Source organism: Mesorhizobium sp. M0018 (assembly GCF_040323955.1).
Taxonomy (GTDB): domain Bacteria; phylum Pseudomonadota; class Alphaproteobacteria; order Rhizobiales; family Rhizobiaceae; genus Mesorhizobium.
Map to the genome: position 1 here is coordinate 21,756 of NZ_JAMYVL010000031.1, position 16,181 is coordinate 37,936.

13 protein-coding genes and 1 pseudogene are annotated in these 16,181 nt (G+C 57.3%); 3 read left to right on the forward strand and 11 right to left on the reverse strand.

All coding sequences use genetic code 11. From position 1 onward, the window contains the following. Positions 1-349: 349 nt before the first annotated feature. The 4 genes from NKJ81_RS32755 to NKJ81_RS29065 all read right to left on the reverse strand — a co-directional run bounded on the left by NKJ81_RS32755 (position 350) and on the right by NKJ81_RS29065 (position 3,866). Positions 350-967, reverse strand: a complete 618-nt coding sequence (locus NKJ81_RS32755; protein ID WP_502904348.1) for a phage integrase N-terminal SAM-like domain-containing protein — start codon at positions 965-967, stop codon at positions 350-352. Positions 968-1,047: 80 nt separating this feature from the next. Further along, the gene (locus tag NKJ81_RS29055; RefSeq protein ID WP_352456374.1) at positions 1,048-1,764 is read right to left on the reverse strand and encodes a pentapeptide repeat-containing protein; all 717 of its coding nucleotides are present in this window, start codon (positions 1,762-1,764) and stop codon (positions 1,048-1,050) included. A 1,010-nt stretch (positions 1,765-2,774) separates the two neighbouring features. After that, on the reverse strand, positions 2,775-3,602 hold the full coding sequence (locus NKJ81_RS29060; protein WP_352542540.1) for a hypothetical protein: 828 nt from the start codon (positions 3,600-3,602) through the stop codon (positions 2,775-2,777). 24 nt (positions 3,603-3,626) lie between these two features. After that, on the reverse strand, positions 3,627-3,866 hold the full coding sequence (locus NKJ81_RS29065; RefSeq protein ID WP_352542541.1) for a DUF6471 domain-containing protein: 240 nt from the start codon (positions 3,864-3,866) through the stop codon (positions 3,627-3,629). 103 nt (positions 3,867-3,969) lie between these two features. Between NKJ81_RS29065 and NKJ81_RS29070 the strand changes: the two are divergent. Continuing rightward, positions 3,970-4,949, forward strand: a pseudogene (locus NKJ81_RS29070) (IS1595 family transposase). Positions 4,950-4,958: 9 nt separating this feature from the next. On the opposite strand, the gene NKJ81_RS29075 reads toward NKJ81_RS29070, so the two are convergent. The 7 genes from NKJ81_RS29075 to NKJ81_RS29105 form a co-directional block, all read right to left on the reverse strand. Next, complete coding sequence (locus tag NKJ81_RS29075; RefSeq protein WP_352542542.1) at positions 4,959-5,342, reverse strand: hypothetical protein; 384 nt, start codon at positions 5,340-5,342, stop codon at positions 4,959-4,961. Then, positions 5,339-5,917, reverse strand: a complete 579-nt coding sequence (locus NKJ81_RS29080; protein WP_352542543.1) for a type II toxin-antitoxin system antitoxin SocA domain-containing protein — start codon at positions 5,915-5,917, stop codon at positions 5,339-5,341. Before NKJ81_RS29080 ends, NKJ81_RS29075 begins: the two co-directional genes overlap by 4 nt. Positions 5,918-6,142: 225 nt before the next feature. Beyond that, entirely contained in the window at positions 6,143-6,514 is a 372-nt protein-coding gene (locus NKJ81_RS29085; RefSeq protein ID WP_352542544.1) for a hypothetical protein, read from the reverse strand. A 66-nt stretch (positions 6,515-6,580) separates the two neighbouring features. Further along, a complete protein-coding gene (locus NKJ81_RS29090; RefSeq protein WP_352542545.1) occupies positions 6,581-8,233 on the reverse strand; it encodes a CHAT domain-containing protein in 1,653 nt (550 codons plus the stop codon). Between the two features lie 692 nt (positions 8,234-8,925). After that, positions 8,926-9,519: a hypothetical protein gene (locus tag NKJ81_RS29095; protein ID WP_352542546.1), complete on the reverse strand. Its 594-nt coding sequence runs from the start codon at positions 9,517-9,519 to the stop codon at positions 8,926-8,928. Between the two features lie 714 nt (positions 9,520-10,233). Beyond that, positions 10,234-11,139 carry a restriction endonuclease gene (locus NKJ81_RS29100; protein ID WP_352542547.1) on the reverse strand — a complete coding sequence of 302 codons (906 nt, stop codon included), beginning with the start codon at positions 11,137-11,139 and terminating at the stop codon, positions 10,234-10,236. Between the two features lie 58 nt (positions 11,140-11,197). Further along, complete coding sequence (locus tag NKJ81_RS29105) at positions 11,198-12,049, reverse strand: CBS domain-containing protein (protein ID WP_352542548.1); 852 nt, start codon at positions 12,047-12,049, stop codon at positions 11,198-11,200. A 438-nt stretch (positions 12,050-12,487) separates the two neighbouring features. Between NKJ81_RS29105 and NKJ81_RS29110 the strand changes: the two genes are divergently transcribed. Both NKJ81_RS29110 and NKJ81_RS29115 read left to right on the forward strand, forming a co-directional pair. Beyond that, positions 12,488-14,839 (forward strand): type I restriction-modification system subunit M, encoded by a 2,352-nt coding sequence (locus tag NKJ81_RS29110; RefSeq protein ID WP_352542549.1) that lies wholly within the window; start codon positions 12,488-12,490, stop codon positions 14,837-14,839. After that, entirely contained in the window at positions 14,836-16,164 is a 1,329-nt protein-coding gene (locus tag NKJ81_RS29115) for a restriction endonuclease subunit S (RefSeq protein ID WP_352542550.1), read from the forward strand. The genes NKJ81_RS29110 and NKJ81_RS29115 overlap by 4 nt, the downstream gene beginning before the upstream one ends. Positions 16,165-16,181 lie beyond the last annotated feature (17 nt).

The following is a 16,181-nucleotide window of genomic DNA, read 5'->3' on the forward strand; positions in this document are numbered from 1 at the left end:
CATCGTAGGAGCAAGAGCAAGATGCCGCTCTATCTTATCCATTTCATTATCTTTTTTTTCCTTCAGTCCGTCCAATGCCCGGTCGGAAAGACTGAGTATTTCGTCAGACGGCGCTTACTCAGACATAACCTATTTTACGATTGCGCCGCCGCGACCGAAAGCCATTTGGCCACATCACATCTCTCAATGCACACACAGTGCACACGAAAGCCAACGCAGGGCCAAATCATGAATCGTTAACCGGCAAGGACGGCTTGGCGGTAGGTCGGGTTCATGAGGTCTTTGAGGCGCTTACGCTTGAGCGAGTTTGAAGGCTCGCGACGGAGCATGTTGAGCACCCCGCGGCGGATCATGGCGAGGTTGCGCGCCGAATGGTCTTTACGGACGCGGCTCTCGTCTTTGCCGTGCGACAATCAAGGCAACACGCGCTCTCAACTTGATTGTCGCGCGGCACTGCGTCCCTTGCCCTGTTCGACGCAGATAAGCATGCGTGTCGAGTCGATGTCGTCGATCTTGAGTTGCGCGACTTCGGACACGCGCAGGCCCGCGCCATAGGCGACGCCAAGTGCCGCCTTGTACTTGATGCCTTGATGCTGGATGCGGCTTCGAGCAGCCGCGCCGCTTCCTCCACGCTCAGCACGTCGGGCAGCTTGCGCTGACACCTCATGATCACCAGCGCACGCGCCAGATCCCGACGCTTCAGCGTCACGAGGGACAGGAACGGCAGTGCCGAGACCGCGCCATTGATCGTCGCAGAGCCGACGCCGCTCTCATGCTGATGCAGCTGGAATCGACGGATGTCCTCAGCCGTCGCAGTGTCGGGCGAGCGGCCAAGGAACACAGCGAAGCGCCGGACGTGACGAACGTAGTCCTGCTGGGTATGGGAGCCCAGGCCACGCATGAGCATGTCGTGCTGCATGCGCTGGCGAAGCGGAGAGATTGGTGCATCGGTCGACAGGGTAGCCATGGCGAGTTCCTCTCGCGAAGGCAGAAGTTAAAGGTTCAAATCCTGTCGGGTGCAGCATTGCACAGTTCGCTTGCCGACAACTATTCCTGCTGGAATTGACAGGGCCAATCTTCAGGCCTCGTCAAGCCAGAAGGCAACTCGGTCCGGGCGTCTCCGCAAGCCATGTTGAGCTGCCACTGGGACAGACCCGCCGAATTGGAAAGATCGACGCCCTCGATACGGGTCAGAAAGAAAAAGGCGCGGTCAAAGTCTATCGGCGCGGTGAACGTCGCTCCTCGGAAGTCCGCCCGTGCGAGATTGGCAAACGAGAAGCGGCTGCCGCTGATATCGGCGTCATGGAACTGCGCACGCCCCAATTCTGCCTTTGTGAAATCAACATTGGTCAGATTGGCGCCCTGGAAATTCGAGCGCTGTATTTCCGCGCTCGCAAACACAGCGCCCTGCGCGTCCATACGGCTGAAGTCGGTCCTGTAGGCCTCGATTCTGTCGAACCGGGCGCCTTTGGCGGTCGAGTCGGCCAGGGAAGCACGCACAAGCGTTGCCTTCTCAAGATTTGCCGCAAGGAGATTGCTGTTCCTGAGGTCGGTCGAAGTGAAATCAACACCGAACAGGTTCGCCCCGCTCAGGTCTTGTCCTTCTAGGATGAGAAGCTTCTTGTCACACTCGTGCCAATTGACGCCAGGCGTCGCGGCTGCGTCGCAATTGTGAGCAGCAGTGGCGTTCTGCCAAGCAAACACAGTGCAAACCGCTAGAACCAAGCCGGATGCGCCGTAAGCTCTGGTTCGCCTCAAAGTCATTGTTGCTGGACCTCTGCTACTCGCCGACACTCAACCTTACCACATCTGCTGACACTCGAGCCACCGTGACCACCGCCGTCACAGTTAGCGCATTTCTCATATTCAAGCTTTGATGTTGATCAACCGATCAACCCGCGCGTAGGGCGCGATTTGCGAGCGCCTCCCCATATCATCGGAGGCCAGCAGAGATTCATTTGTCACCGGCCAGGCGCATCATTCCGTAGGTATGCTTGACTAAGCCGAGGAGAGCGGTCGTTCAGGCTGGCGAAGTCCCTCCGCTCTGGACGTTTGTCTCGTTAATTGGGAGCCTGCTCGGATGCTGACCGCCACCGCCGCCGTCCGCTGCCGACAAGCGTGAATCCGCTCGGTTCCGCACCGATCGGTACTTCCCGACGGCGAGGTTGACCCGGCACGGGGTGCTCGTCGCATATCCTAATTCCGCTGTCGCATGAATCCCACGACTTCGCTTAGCGAAGCCGAAGTTGATCTCTGCCATCTCCCAGCTCGAAGCATCAACCCCGCATATTTGTGTCGTAAGCTGACGTGCCGCGAATACGCCTTTTTCGGTTGGCGGGCTTTATGGCGGACGCGCAATCTATTCTTGTATTTTTATCAACGTAAACAATGTCGTATGGCGGAGAGGGAGGGAGAAGAACCCGGAAACCCTCGCACAACGCTTTCAAAGACTTAGGCGAGATCGCAGACCTGGAAGCTCACGAAACTGTACCAGAACTCTGTACCAGGTACAGTGGAATGTGCGCAGTTGCGCTTTTGATTCTTCATCAAAATTTCCACCAATTTTCGCACGGCGGAGCGGCTTTGTTTCGGCTCGGAACCGTCGTCGGCTCGAAATTCAGGTGAGTTCACTGCTGCTTCTTAACGTAGTCTGGTCCAGTATTATGGCGCAACCGCCACAAGAATTGCCGACCCAGCAGCCACACATATCATTCCGGTGAACCGGCATGATCAGGTTTTTCATATGCGCGCAGCGCGTAGCGTTGGCCGCGACCTTACTTGGACTCGCTGGGCTTTTGGTAGTAGCGCCAGTAGCCAGCGCCACCGACCGAAACGTTTTTTTGCGAAGTTTTTGGGGGGGAAACTGGAGTGAGATTTATGCGATAGGCAAACTGGGAAATCCACCGCTCGCCATAAATTGTTTCTCCGAAAATGGGAGAAAACTCGACCTCCCCCCAAACAAAGAGTTGTTCATCTTTGCTTGCCTCCAGCCGATTAAATTCTTCTGCATTCAAAACGCGATCCCCGTACGTGTCGCCCGCAGGTTGGGGCGCGCCGGGAGGGAGAAGGAACCCATTGTTATAAGAGCCGCCGCGCGCGTTCTCCTTCACGGCATCAATAATGCCGGGCTCGTTTCCACTCCGCGCAGGTGCGAAGTGCAGCCGAGTAGTATGTATAAAGCCGGGCGTTTTGCCGAAATTTTGGAAGAAGATTCTGAAGCGAGGTCTGTGCGTCGGCCCTTTGTCTTTGATAAATTCGACCCTTCTTACAACGATATTAGCCATCTCCGATTGTTTGAGAGATTCGAGTTGCTTTTCGCCAGCGATCCCCAAATCTCGGGTGGACGTCCAGAGGGTAAAGGTGAACGCAGCGATGGCCAGCGTGGCCAGCGCGGTAATAAGCCCGTCGTTGTTATCGAGAAATTCTCCGAGCTTAATGACAAGGAAAAGAGCGAGGCTATGAGTGGCGCACTTTTCATTTTGTTGGCTGGCCGTTTTTTCGCAAATATCGCCCGTAAGACCTGACTGCCATGCTGCCAGGAGAAGCAATCCAAGAACAATAGTAACAACCGCGATTGTCTTTAGCGGCGTAGGTTTCAGCATTCCCCGATCCCCCGACCTGAAGAATTAGATATCTTCTAGTTTGACACCTTCACTGCCGGTGGCCGCAAGGGCAGCAAGAAAGAAATGCGCGGAAACCGTCGCACGGGCAAGCTTATTGGCAATGCTAGCCTTTGTTTCGTTGAAGCCGTGTTCTTTGAGCCGTTCGGCCAGTTCGTCATATGTCAGATCGGCTCGCTTTAGCTCGACCTTTAGGTGACGCGCGGCTCGTTCGGCCCATTCTTTCTCAGTGGTAGCGAATCCCATGTGATCTCCAATCTCATATTCGAGTACTCGTTATCATATACGATAATTTCATGTTGACCATGATACTATATCCGATAAGGTGTTCTCAGAAACGGGGAACACCATGTCGCAACATTTCCTCCTCTCTTCGGCTGCCAAGACCCTGAGCCTCGCTCAGGTCTTCCGAACGACCGATGCGCAGGCGGAAGAGATGTTCCGCAAGGTCCGTTGGGCTGAGACGAATGGCGAGCCGGTTTGCCCGTCATGTGGCGGCGTTGACGCCTACGATTGCCGCCGCCCGAAGGTGCGAGCCGCTTCCGTTGCCGCGCTTGCCAGAAGGATTTCAGCATCACCTCGGGCACGTTGTTCGCCTCGCACAAGTTGCCCTTGCGCGGCTACCTCGCCGCCATCGCGATCTTCTGCAATGGGGTGAAGGGCAAGAGCATGTGGGCTATGTCCCGCGACCTGGGCCTATCCTACAAGACCGCTTTCGTCCTTGGCCACAAGATGCGCGAAGCCATGGCTGAGGAAATGAAGGGCCGGACCATCGGCGGCGTTGGCAAGGTCGCTGAGGTTGATGGTGGGCATTTTGGCGGCTACGTGAAGCCGGCCAACCGCAAGGAAAACCGTCTTGACCGTCGCTATCTGCAAAGCAAGAGCGGCAAGCGCAAAGCAGTCATCATTCGAGAGCGCGGCGGCAATTCCCTGCCGGCAGTCTTCGGCACGGAAGGTGCGGCGCTCAATTGGATCAAGTCGCGGATCGCCGAAGGCACGGTCGTCAACGCTGACGAAGGGGCAGCATGGAATGGCTTGCATTCGCGCTTCGAAATGAAGCGTATCAACCATCAAGAGGCGTATAGCGCGGACGGCGCTTGCACCAACATGGCCGAGGAATATTTCAGCCGTCTACGTCGCGCCGAAATTGGCCACCACCATCATATCGCTGGCGTCTATCTACTTCGCTACGCTCAGGAAGCTGCATGGCATGAGGACAACCGACGCAACACCAACGGCGAACAAGTCCAGCGCATCGCCGGCAACGCCTTGAAGCGGAAGCCCTCAGTCGATTTCACCGGCTATTGGCAGCGGCGCAAGGCGGCCTAGTCGGCAGTCCTACGGCTTATTTGCGAGATAATATTTGAGCGCCCAAGGCGCGACGAATTTTGAAGTGCCGATGCCGCGGCAGACCCTCTTGAAGTGTTTTTCATCGAGGTCCGGCTTCACCGAATAGAGGTTTTTGTCGACAAGTTTTGCAATCACGGCGGCCTTCTTTTGGTCGGCCAAGCGATACAAAACAAAACTCGCATGCTTGATGAATACGTGCTCGCCACCCGCGAACTCACACGACTTGTCGTAGAAGACGCCTTCTTTGACGCTTGAGACAGAGAAAAGAAGGTGAAAGCCGTCCTTGCATTTCTTCGTCACGACAATAAAAAGGTGCTTGCCGGGACCAGATGGGACTAGAAGAGTTCCAGTTGGGTACGGCACATAACTCATACAATTTGGCGAATAGCCTTTGCCAGATGCCGACGATCGCGAATGTTGTCAACGAGTGCCTTCACATCAGGCTTTCCCAGATACTCAAACACCTCTTCGTGAGTAATCTGGCAAGACGAGCCCTTTGGGTCCTCCCACTCGGGTACATTCTTCTTCTGGTGTGTCCAGTCACGGAGCCTGTACCGGTCAAAGGTCTTGAACTTTTCCCATAGTTCGCCAAGAAGTTCCATCTCAGCAGCGCTAAGATTTTCGAGATTGGCTAGTGTGACACCATCCGCGACGGATACGTCATAGCCCTGCCTAGGCGCGACAAACTTGGGCCATGTATCGTCCTCGGCGTCGCCGTTAATCAGGTTCAATGTGATGGATGTGACCGGCCCGTCAGGCATCGAAACGAGATGATCGTAAAACATCGGCTCGTCGTAGCGGCTCATGAAGCCGCGTTCCGCCAGGTACAGAAGTTTCGCGAGTTTCAGGACATTTATTTTGCCGCCAGATTTCAGCGCAAAGAACGCAGCAGCCTGTGCCGCCTTCACAACATCATATCCTGGCATTAACATCCCGCTGCGCTCCATTCTCCGGCCCCATATCCGAAGAAGTCTCCCGTGAGCTTCGAGTCGGGACAGTATGCCGGATATGATATGCACACAATATGGTGTTATTGTGCAGTGCGGCAAAGATCCCGCGTCGCACTATCCTGCCAACATTGTGTCACAAGACATTAAGGAACCGTTTTGGGGCCGGTCAGTTCCCCCGCCAGCATCCAGCGGCGCGGACGCCCCTCATGCAGGGTCACGTCCTTATTGTTCAGAAGCGATGCGCTGACAGCGCCCGTACAGGCGGTGCGTCTCGGCCATCGTCGGCGCTTTCACGCCCTTGGACTGAAACAAGGCCATCGCAACGTCCTCAGCGCTCATCGGAGCCGTGGCGGTCCTCAGAACGTCAATGGCGGCGCGAATGACATGGCCTCGCTTGAATAGCGGGTTTGGATTGTTGCGCCGCTTCGGCGCGATGGTGCGGGCATTGAAGCCCGGTTCCAACATGTGCAAGACCGCCTCGACATGCTTCATGTCTTGAATGAGCTTCAAAGCCTGGGTCTTGTTGTCTTTGATCTTGCCGCCAATTTCAGCATGAAGGCGGAGCAAGGCGTAAAGTGCGGGTTTGTGATCCATGGCCGAAAGATAGGGTCAGATCGGATTCACTTCCCGTGGCGCCATAATACCGGTCTGGTCCACAGTTCACCTAGTCACTAGCAAGTTGGCGTTGCCGTAGAACGTATAGGCGAGGTAGGTCGGATCGCCGGTCTCGTAGAACCGTTTTCGCACGCCCTGCAGGATCTCGGCCAGATAGACCGGCCCGCCCTTGAGCCCGGCGGTAATGCCGCCATAGAAACCAGTCGAGAAGGCTGCGGCCGCGCGATCGGTCAGCGGCCACATGCCGCCGATGAAGCCTGAAGCGCCGCCCGCCAGCACCGCCGGACCCCAGCCCTGCACGAAGCCGCCGAGCAGCTGCGAGCGTCCGCTGTCGCAGGCATTGAAGAAATAGAACGGGTTGCCCTTGCCGTGCGCGGCCATGACCAGCGCGAGCCAGGTATCGGGGTCGAGCGACTGGTCGACGAGGTCGATGGCAAACACCGGCCGGCCGCTGCTCGGCTGGTTGACCTCGCCATGGCCGGAAAAATGGATGAATCCCGTCGAGACCTCGCCGACAAGCCTTTCAAAGGAGGCGAAGTCGCCGTCGAAGCGGCGATAGCCGGCAAGCTTGCTAAGCGCGTCGATCTCGACCTGCTGGAACGGCAGCGACCGCTTGTCGAGATAGGACGGAGCGACCGCCGCGACGCCGGTGAAGGCCATCCGGTCCAGCGGATTGTCGACCTGCGAGGACGTGCTGCGCGGTGCCCAGCGCGCCAGCCGATAGTTCATGCCGAGGAAGCCATCTCGGGTCGCGCCGTCTCCACTCTGCGGACGGATCAGTTCCCAGGGCAGCGTCGGGCTGTTCGAGGTGATCTGGATCGAATGCAGTTCGCCCTTGTCGCGCAGCGACCAGAACACGTCCTTGAAGGCTTTGGGCACATAGTCGCGGTAGAGCGCGTCACCAAAACCTTCGGCGGCCAGCGTGACAAAACGCTTTTGTGCGTCCGCGTCGGTGCTTGTGGCGGGCTGCTGCAGCGAGGTCGCGCCGCGCAGGCTCAATCCCAACTGCAAAAGGCGGCGGTACTCTGAGTCCAGCCATGCCGCCATTTCCGGCGGCGTCGAGAATGTGTCCATCACCGGACCGGCCAGATACGGCGAATGAATGATGATCTGCCCCGGGCCGAGCCCACTCGGATCGTCATAGAGGATCGTCGCATCGAGATCGGGCACATGACCGGGATTGGTTGCGCCGAGTTCGACACTGCCAGTCACCGCCGGCTGTGGAGGTGCGGCGAGCAACATTACAGGAGGCGCTGCGTTGGCGGTGGCTTCGACAGACGGCCCTGCCGGCTGTGATCGCTTGACGAGTACGGGCCGCGATGCGGAGCCGAGAAAACGGCCGGCATTGTAAATGCGGGCGATGAACCGTCCTGGCTTGCTGTCCTTGGTGATCGGCCGCGCCTTGAGGTCGAAGCGGACGAAGTCGCTATCGCTCTGACGATAGAGCGTCGTCTGCCGGCTCCATTTGCCGCCATCGGCAAGATCGAAGCCGGTTGCGAACAGATCGATGTCGATCGGCCATTGGTCGGTCCCGGCCGGCATCGCCATGGTCAACGCGCCGTCCGCCGTCACCGACGATCCCGGCGCGGCCATCACCGTCGCTTCGGGCGTCAATTGTTCCTCGGTCAGTGCGATCGATACGGTCACCGTCTCCCCGGCGACGACTTCATCAGGCGCGTCGATTGTGGGGTGGCGCACCACCTCGATTGCTGTGGGCTCTTCGGCCGTCGTCGCCTCAGACGGTGGGTGCTTTGGGTCGGAGGCTGCAAACGTCGGCTCTGAGGCACCGGGACGATCCGCAGTTACGCTAATCGCGTGGGGGCTATTCTGGCTGAGCCAACTGTTGAGGAATACTAGGCCGGCAAATATGGCCACGAGCCCGACACAACCTACTCCAATCCATCGAACAACCCGCATCTATGCCCCCCTTACGCGGTAGAGTGTAGCACAGACCTATTGCGCTTGCTGCGCCCGGCCAAATTCAGGGCACGCCGCAGGGCTGGCGATGCTCTACACGGAGGTGGAGCGCAAGGCCGTGACAAATGAACAAGCCGTCCCGGTTTAGTGAGAACTTACGGGAACGAAATCGCTGTCGGTTTCCCGCGCAATTTCAGTCGAAGGTCGGCCTAATTCGCCGTCGGTTGCAACGTCGGCTCGAAATTCTGAAAACCTCACTGAAGCCTAGGGAATGCCGCTGAGGCGCGATGTTTTTCTAAGGAGTATGTGAGCCAGCTCGCCCTTTCGGATGTTTCGGCACTGCCTGACGAGGCTTGTCACCCTTGCTATGGGCGAGGAACTGGCCCCGATAGCACCCAATTGCGAGCTTCGCGGGAGCATTATGACGAACTAGCGAACTGCCTCAGCGCAGCGGTCGTGGGTCATGCCCCGCCTTACTTCGGAAAATCCGTTGCCGAAATGTAGCACGGGTTTCCCAAGTTGTTAGCGACGATCTTACCCGAGTGATAATAAGGATGATAGCTAGTGACCGCCGCGACTTCAAAGGTGATCGGCACTCCAGCAGGCGCGCGATAATACAGCATTGGTTGGACAGTGAACCACTGTGCAAAGACGGAATTCAGAACGTCAACTGCGGGTCCTCCGGTCTCACTGACACCCACGTGATGGCCGTCAGCGTCTAAGATCCTAATGGCAGCCCGCACGGTAATGTTGTTCTTAGACGATCCAAGCGCCTCATCGTAACTGTAGGAGAGGTTCTGTAGCACCGCATGGCCTTCGATTTTAACGTCGCCCCCTCTCGGGGTAATCGTCACCTCGCAGAGCGTGGCGTATTTATTATCGACAAGATCGACGGGAGTGTTGTTGGAGCTTGAGACCCGGACAACTGCGTCCGGAGGACTTGGTGCGGCCATAGGTATTTTGTCGGACTTCTCGAACAGTGTGTCTCGACCTTCCTCGGCGACAGCCATCGTTCCCGTCGTCAGGGGGAGCAACGCGAGCAGGTACTTTACGGCACGGTACTTCATTGCACAGCCCTCTCTTTTCAACGCTTCAGTTCACCACCGGAGGTCTGCCTTGTCTACGCATATTCTCTGGAACAATCGTTCGCTGAGCGAAACAACCGCATCTTCCAAAGACGCAATATTGAGCAAGGCGGCCCGCTCACGTGCCCAGTCCAGATGATCCGAGGTGGTAGCGACGACCTGCCTAACCCGCCTGGTCTGCTTGCTCTAGAGATGCAAGGGCTTAGCAGCTTCGGCACGTCGGTATTCGAGCAAGGCAACAGTGCCATTGACCCCAAAAATCGCCTACACCGAGGTGATTTCGCTCTGGGCGGCCTTGCTCAAGATGGGCTGATGGATTGGATGCTGGGTAAAATCGGCGACTGGCGTGCCTTTGCCGGCCTTTGGCGTGGGAATGAATGCCAGGAAGAGAGCACCAAATCCGAGTTTCCCCGCCCTGTGCTCCATTGCGTCAGGTCCGTTTGCGGGGCGAGGCTTCGCTGCGCAAAGAGCAGACGAAAGTCCCGCCATCCAGGACGACGCTGTTCGCATGATCCCGACGGCGACGGCAGGGCATGTGAACCCTGGAGAGGCAATGGTGCCGATAGTGGTGGTTGGGAAACGGCGAGAACGGTACCAATGTCCGGTTCTTCTTGATGCCCTCGTAGCCTCACATCAGCTTCTCAGCGTATAGAGGCCTTCGGCAAGCGCTGAGCCGTTGCGATCCTGCCCCGGTCATCAGTCTTCCTCGGCAAAGAAATCCTCATCGAGACGCTTGAATTGGATGGCGCGGCTGATGCGCACGCCAACCCCATGTTCCATCATGAGATCGGAGAGATGCTGACCGTCGATCAATATCACGCGCTGGGAGAGATGCTTCACGAAGTCTCGTGCTTGCGGGCTGAAGGTGGATGTTGTGACGAAAACACCCTTCGTTGCACCCAGCCCAACAAGGCTGCCCACGAAGGCCTGAACATCTGGACGGCCCACTGTGCTGGTTTCTGCATAACGCTTCGCTTGAACATAGACCCTGTCGAGACCGAGGGGATCTTCGTTCACGACGCCATCGACTCCGCCATCGCCAGATCGACCAAGTTGGGCGGCGGCATTCTTATGGGAACCACCATAGCCCATGGCGACGAGTAGATTGACGATCAACTGCTCAAAGAACGCGGGACTGTTCTGAGCAATGCGTTCCAGCAATTCCGCCCGCAACGCTAACTGGACAGTCTGATGAGCGGCTTCAATTTGCTCCTCCGGTGTCGCCATAGCGGTATCAGAAACATCGGCTTTGATCTGGCCCGTGGGGGCATCATCAGTGGCTCGGCTGCTGGCCTTGTAGAATTCTTGGAAAGATGGCTGCTTCATCAGCAGGTTGACATCAACGCGACTCGGGTTGGTAACCAGCAAGGTTCGACCAGCATCCGTCGCGATGAACCGTCCCCGAGCGGGTGACGCAATCAACCCCGCCTTTGACATGTAAAATTTTGCCCAATGGATGCGGTTGTGTAGGAGGCGTTGTCGACCACTTGGGAGAAGCTCCTGGCGAGCCTCCTGCGAAAGGCCAAACTCGTCGGCAATACGGTCTGCGACATCCGCTACCCGCTTCTCACCTTCGGCAGCTAGACGCAGGACTGGCAGCATGAGGGTCTGGTAGTCAGGTATCGGCAATTTAGGGGCCTTTCATTTGCTTGACGGCTACTTAAGCCTGCGCTGGTGAGGCGGATGTAGCCCCGCAATCGATGAGGTTGGACAATCTGGATTGCAGATCGAAAATGCCTCTCACTACCTCCGCAACACTGTGCGCCGCGCGCGGTGTCGCCGCGTAATCGTTCGCATGGGCCAAGTCGTTACGAAGCTGTTGTATGGCTTTGAATTTCTTATCAAGTGAGCCTTTGCTGCTTCCCGATATGATCTTCTTCCGAATAATATCGGCTTTGTCGCAGAACTGAGTGAACAAAATATCATCGACATAACCTTCAGCTTGCCTTGATAGTCCGATCTCATCGGATATTTTGCTCTGACGCTCTCGGCTTAAGGCAGATAGCCATTCCTTGGTATCGTGGAAGTGCCGGCGAATAAGTTCCGACATCGTGAGTTCCATTCCGGTCACAAGGCCGAATAATGCAGCCCGAACTGGCAGTTTCTGCATATCTGAAAGACTGACCAGACCGTCAATCCTGGAACCGGAGACAACCAATTGGCATGGTTGTTCATCTGCGCGTCGCACAAATTCGATGATCCCTGCGTTCGCGCCAATTAAGGTTGCCTCGGAAAGGGGTTCAAAATAGCTACCGACTTGTTCATTTGGAGCTCGTTTCGAAAACCATCGCTCCGCATGAAAAAGGCCGATTAGTCTGCCATTGTCGTCAACTGGAATGTAGCTGAACCGGTCAGGGTTCCTCTCCAATACGCCTGGTATGGATTCAGTGGACTTACACGTTAGAATGTCCGCACGAGGCGTCATGATCATGTTTACGGTTAGTCCAGCCTGAAGCCCATCAAACAGATTGGCGTTGTAAGCGGTGCTGCTGGTCCAGAAAATCTTGTTCATGTTCCCCCCTATTTAACGCGCAACGACGGAACGCCTTCACTTCCTGCTGGTGCTGCGCTTGTCAGAACCCAGCACGTAAGCTGTGGCCCGGATTCGAATGGGATCAAAGGACAAATCTCGACATCTATTTTTCCGCCATCTTCATGGAAGGCTGCTTGGCTCGCCGCGGGGCCAAGCGGTTTCTTCTTGGATCCGCTTGACACGGCGTACCCACCATTGGGAGAGAATGCCAGCCTTGCCGATTTCACAAGGCTGCGTGCGATTTCGTTTGGATGCAAACCGCGCGGACTAGCTGATGCTAGGGACAATCAAGGGAAGCGACGAAATGCCGACAGGTGATATCATTCAGCAAGCTGTGATCAGGGCAATCGACGGTTTCGAAGACCGCCGGGACGCTCGTGGCGCACACTTAGTTTCTTCCGGCGGGCTGGTAAGGGCATGAATATCAATGGGTTCATCTGGGGCATCGCTGATGATGTGCTCCACCACGTTTACGACCGGACCAAGTATCGCGATATCATTTTGCCTATGACAGTCATCCGTCGGCTGGACGCGGTCTTGGAGCCGACGCGCGCGAAGGTTCTCGCGCGCAAGGCCGAATTGGATGCGGCGGGCGTGCCCGAACCGGCACAGGGGCCTGCGCTTGATCGGGCCGCAGGCCAAGCTTTCCATAACCGCTCGCCATTCTCCCTTAGACAGCTTCTTGCGAGGCCTAATCCTGCTACCCAGAAGGCCGATTTCGAGGAATATCTGGACGGCTTTTCAGAAAACGTGCGCGAGGTCATCGCGCGATTCAAGTTCCGTGAGGAACTTGGTCGTCTTGCCGAACACAATCGTCTGCACGCGCTCATTGAAAAGTTCTGCGATGAACGGTTCAACCTAGCACCGACCCCCGTGCGGGACGATCAGGGCCGGGTTCGGCTTCCGGCGCTCGACAATCATACGATGGGCACGATCTTCGAGGAACTGCTGCGGAAGTTCAACGAAGACTACAATCAGGGTGCTGGTGAGCAATTTACGCCTCGCGACATCGTAGAACTCATGGCGGAGCTGGTCTTCCGTCCCATCAAGGACCGCATCGGCGACGGAACATACCTGTTGTACGACGATGCTTGCGGAACCGGCGGCATGTTGACCGTCGGCGAAGCCAAGCTGCGAGATCTTGCCCGCAAGGAAGGCAAAAAAACTGAAATCCACCTGTATGGACAGGAACTCAACCCCGAGACCTACGCGATCTGCAAGGCAGATTTGCTCTTGAAGGGCGAGGGAGACGAGGCCCGGAATATTGCTTTCGGCTCGACCTTGTCGGCGGATGCTCACGGAAGAAACGGCCTGAAGTTCGATTTCATGATGGCCAATCCGCCCTTTGGGACAACGTGGAAGATCGATCTGGCCGAGATGGGCGGCAAAGCGGCAGCGAACGATCCGCGCTTCGTGGTCGATCACCATGGCGTGGCGGGCGATGACAAGCGGCTCCGCCTTTTTCCGCGCGTGTCCGATGGACAGCTCCTCTTCCTGGTCAACAAGCTGTCGAAGATGAAGGATACGCCCCTGGGCTCGCGTATCGCGGACGTTCACAATGGCTCGGCGTTGTTCACAGGCGAAGCCGGCTCCGGCGAGAGCAATGTACGGCGCTGGATCATCGAAAACGACTGGCTGGAAGCGATCATCGCGCTGCCGCTCAACATTTTCTACAATACCGGCATAGCCACGTATGTATGGGTTTTGAGCAACCGGAAGGCGGAAGCGCGCAAGGGCAAGGTCCAGCTGATCAATGCGACCAAGCTCTTCAAGCCACTGTCGCGGAACCTAGGCAAGCGTAATTGCGAGATGGCCCCCACGCACATCAAGACGGTATTGAGCGCGTATGCTGCAATGAAGCCGAGCGACATCTCCGTCGTGTTGCCAAACGACTCCTTTGGCTACTGGAAGATCTTGGTGGAGCATCCGTTGCGGCTGGCGTCGCGCTTCACCCGCGAGGGAATCGAGGCGCTTCGGTTCCAGAGCGGGCACCGTCCCTTGCGCGAAGCGCTGCTCGCCGAGTTCGGCGACGTTCTGTTCGACGACTTCGCGTCGGTGGCCGAGCGTTTGAGATTGCATCTCGATCCGTCCGAGCCCGATACCGACGAAGCTGAAGGAGATCAGGACGAGTCCGCCGAGGCTGTCGAGGCGACGCCGCGCATTCCGAAGAAGACGGTGAAGAAGTTGCTCGATCCGTCGACCTGGGCGCGGGACCGGCGGCTGCACCAAGCGGCCGAGGCTTTGATGAAGGCGGTCGGCGAGGACGAATACGATGACTATGGCGTGTTCGAGGCCAAGGTGCTCGAGGCAGCCAAAGTGCGCACGCCTGCACTGAAGCCTGCGGAGGCGCGGCTGATCGCACGGGCGATGAGTTGGCGTTCCCACGTTGCCAAGCCGATCGTGAAGGCAACGCACAAGCCGTCCGCAAAGTCTGCCGATCCACTCGGTGGCCTGTTTGCTGTCACGCAGAAAGGCAAGGCGGCGGTCGTTGCCTACGAGCCTGACAAAATGCTGTCGGATACCGAGATAGTCGCCTTCGACGAGCCCGGTGGTATCGAGACGTTCTTCGAGCGCGAGGTCGCATCACACGCGAAGGATGCCTGGATCGACCGGGGCGCGACGAAAATCGGCTACGAGATATCCTTTGCCCGCCACTTCTACAAACCGAAGCCGGCCCGACCGCTGGCGGAGATCAAGGCAGAGATCGACGCGCTGGAACGCCAGACTCAGCAACTGCTCGATGCCGTGCTGGTCGAGGCCGGCGCGTGAGCACCAGGTTGAGACCTTATCCCGAATACCGGGACAGCGGCATCGATTGGCTCGGTCGCATCCCTGCGCATTGGGATGTCGTCCGGAACGGCCGGCTGTTCGCCGAGCGGAACGAAACAGGTTTCCCCGACCTACCTATCCTTGAGGTTTCGCTGCGCACGGGCGTGCGAGTCCGGGATATGGAGGGGGGTCGCAAGCAACAAATGGCAGATCGGGCGAAGTACAAGCGCGCGGTCCACGGCGACATTGCCTATAACATCATGCGCATGTGGCAGGGCGCGGTGGGCGTTGCGCCCTGCGACGGGCTTATCAGCCCAGCTTATGTGGTCGCCCGCCCGCAGGACGGCGTCGATCCAAGATTCTACGCCCATCTGTTTCGAACTACCGCCTATATGCGCGAAGTAGATTTCGCTTCGCGGGGCATCGTGCCGGATCGCAACCGTCTCTACTGGCAATACTTCAAGCCGCTGCTTTCTCCGAGGCCGCCGCCTGACGAGCAGCGCCGGATCGCCCATTTCCTCGACGCGTACACGACCCAAATGCAACGCCTTGTCGCTGCCAAACGCCGAACCGTGGCTATCCTCGATGAGCAGCGTGCGCAAATCATCGAAGCTGTCCTGACCAAGCATGATATCAGCAGCGGAATCGAAATGATGCTCAAACGGGCGTTGCACGATATCGTCGGAGGTTCGACACCATCGCCCAATACTGATTTTTGGGGTGGTGACATTATCTGGGTTACTCCACCTGACATTAGTGCGTCTAACCGCCTTTCTGACTCACGCCGTAAGTTGACAGAGGCGGGGCTGCGCAATTGTGCAGCTTCGATCGTCCCGCCAGGCTCAGTCATACTCACAACACGCGCACCAGTCGGCAACATCGCAATCGCCGACGTTGCCCTTGCCACCAACCAAGGATGCAAAGCGCTAGTGCCGGATCGTTCCAAAATTTCGACAGAGTTTTTAGCTCTCGCCATTAGTCGTCTTGTTCCTGAAATGAGGGTTCTGGCGACTGGCACCACTTTTCAGGAGATAGCTGGATCTCGTTTAGGGGCTATGAAAATTCGGGTACCCGCCCCCAATATCCAGAAGTCGATGCTGGATGCAGTTCGTGAGGAAACGAAACCTCTCGACGTTGCTAAGGAACGCATCGGTACCGAGATCAATCTGATATTAGAGTATCGCGATTCCCTAATCGCTGCGGTCGTAATGGGGCAACTGGATGTACGGGAGGCGAGGCTACCCGCGGGCGAGGTGGTGAACGTCCCTCCCGCCGAGCCGTTGGGCGACGAGGAAATGGAGGACGAGCTTGAGCCGATCGACTGACATCAGCGAAGGGGGGC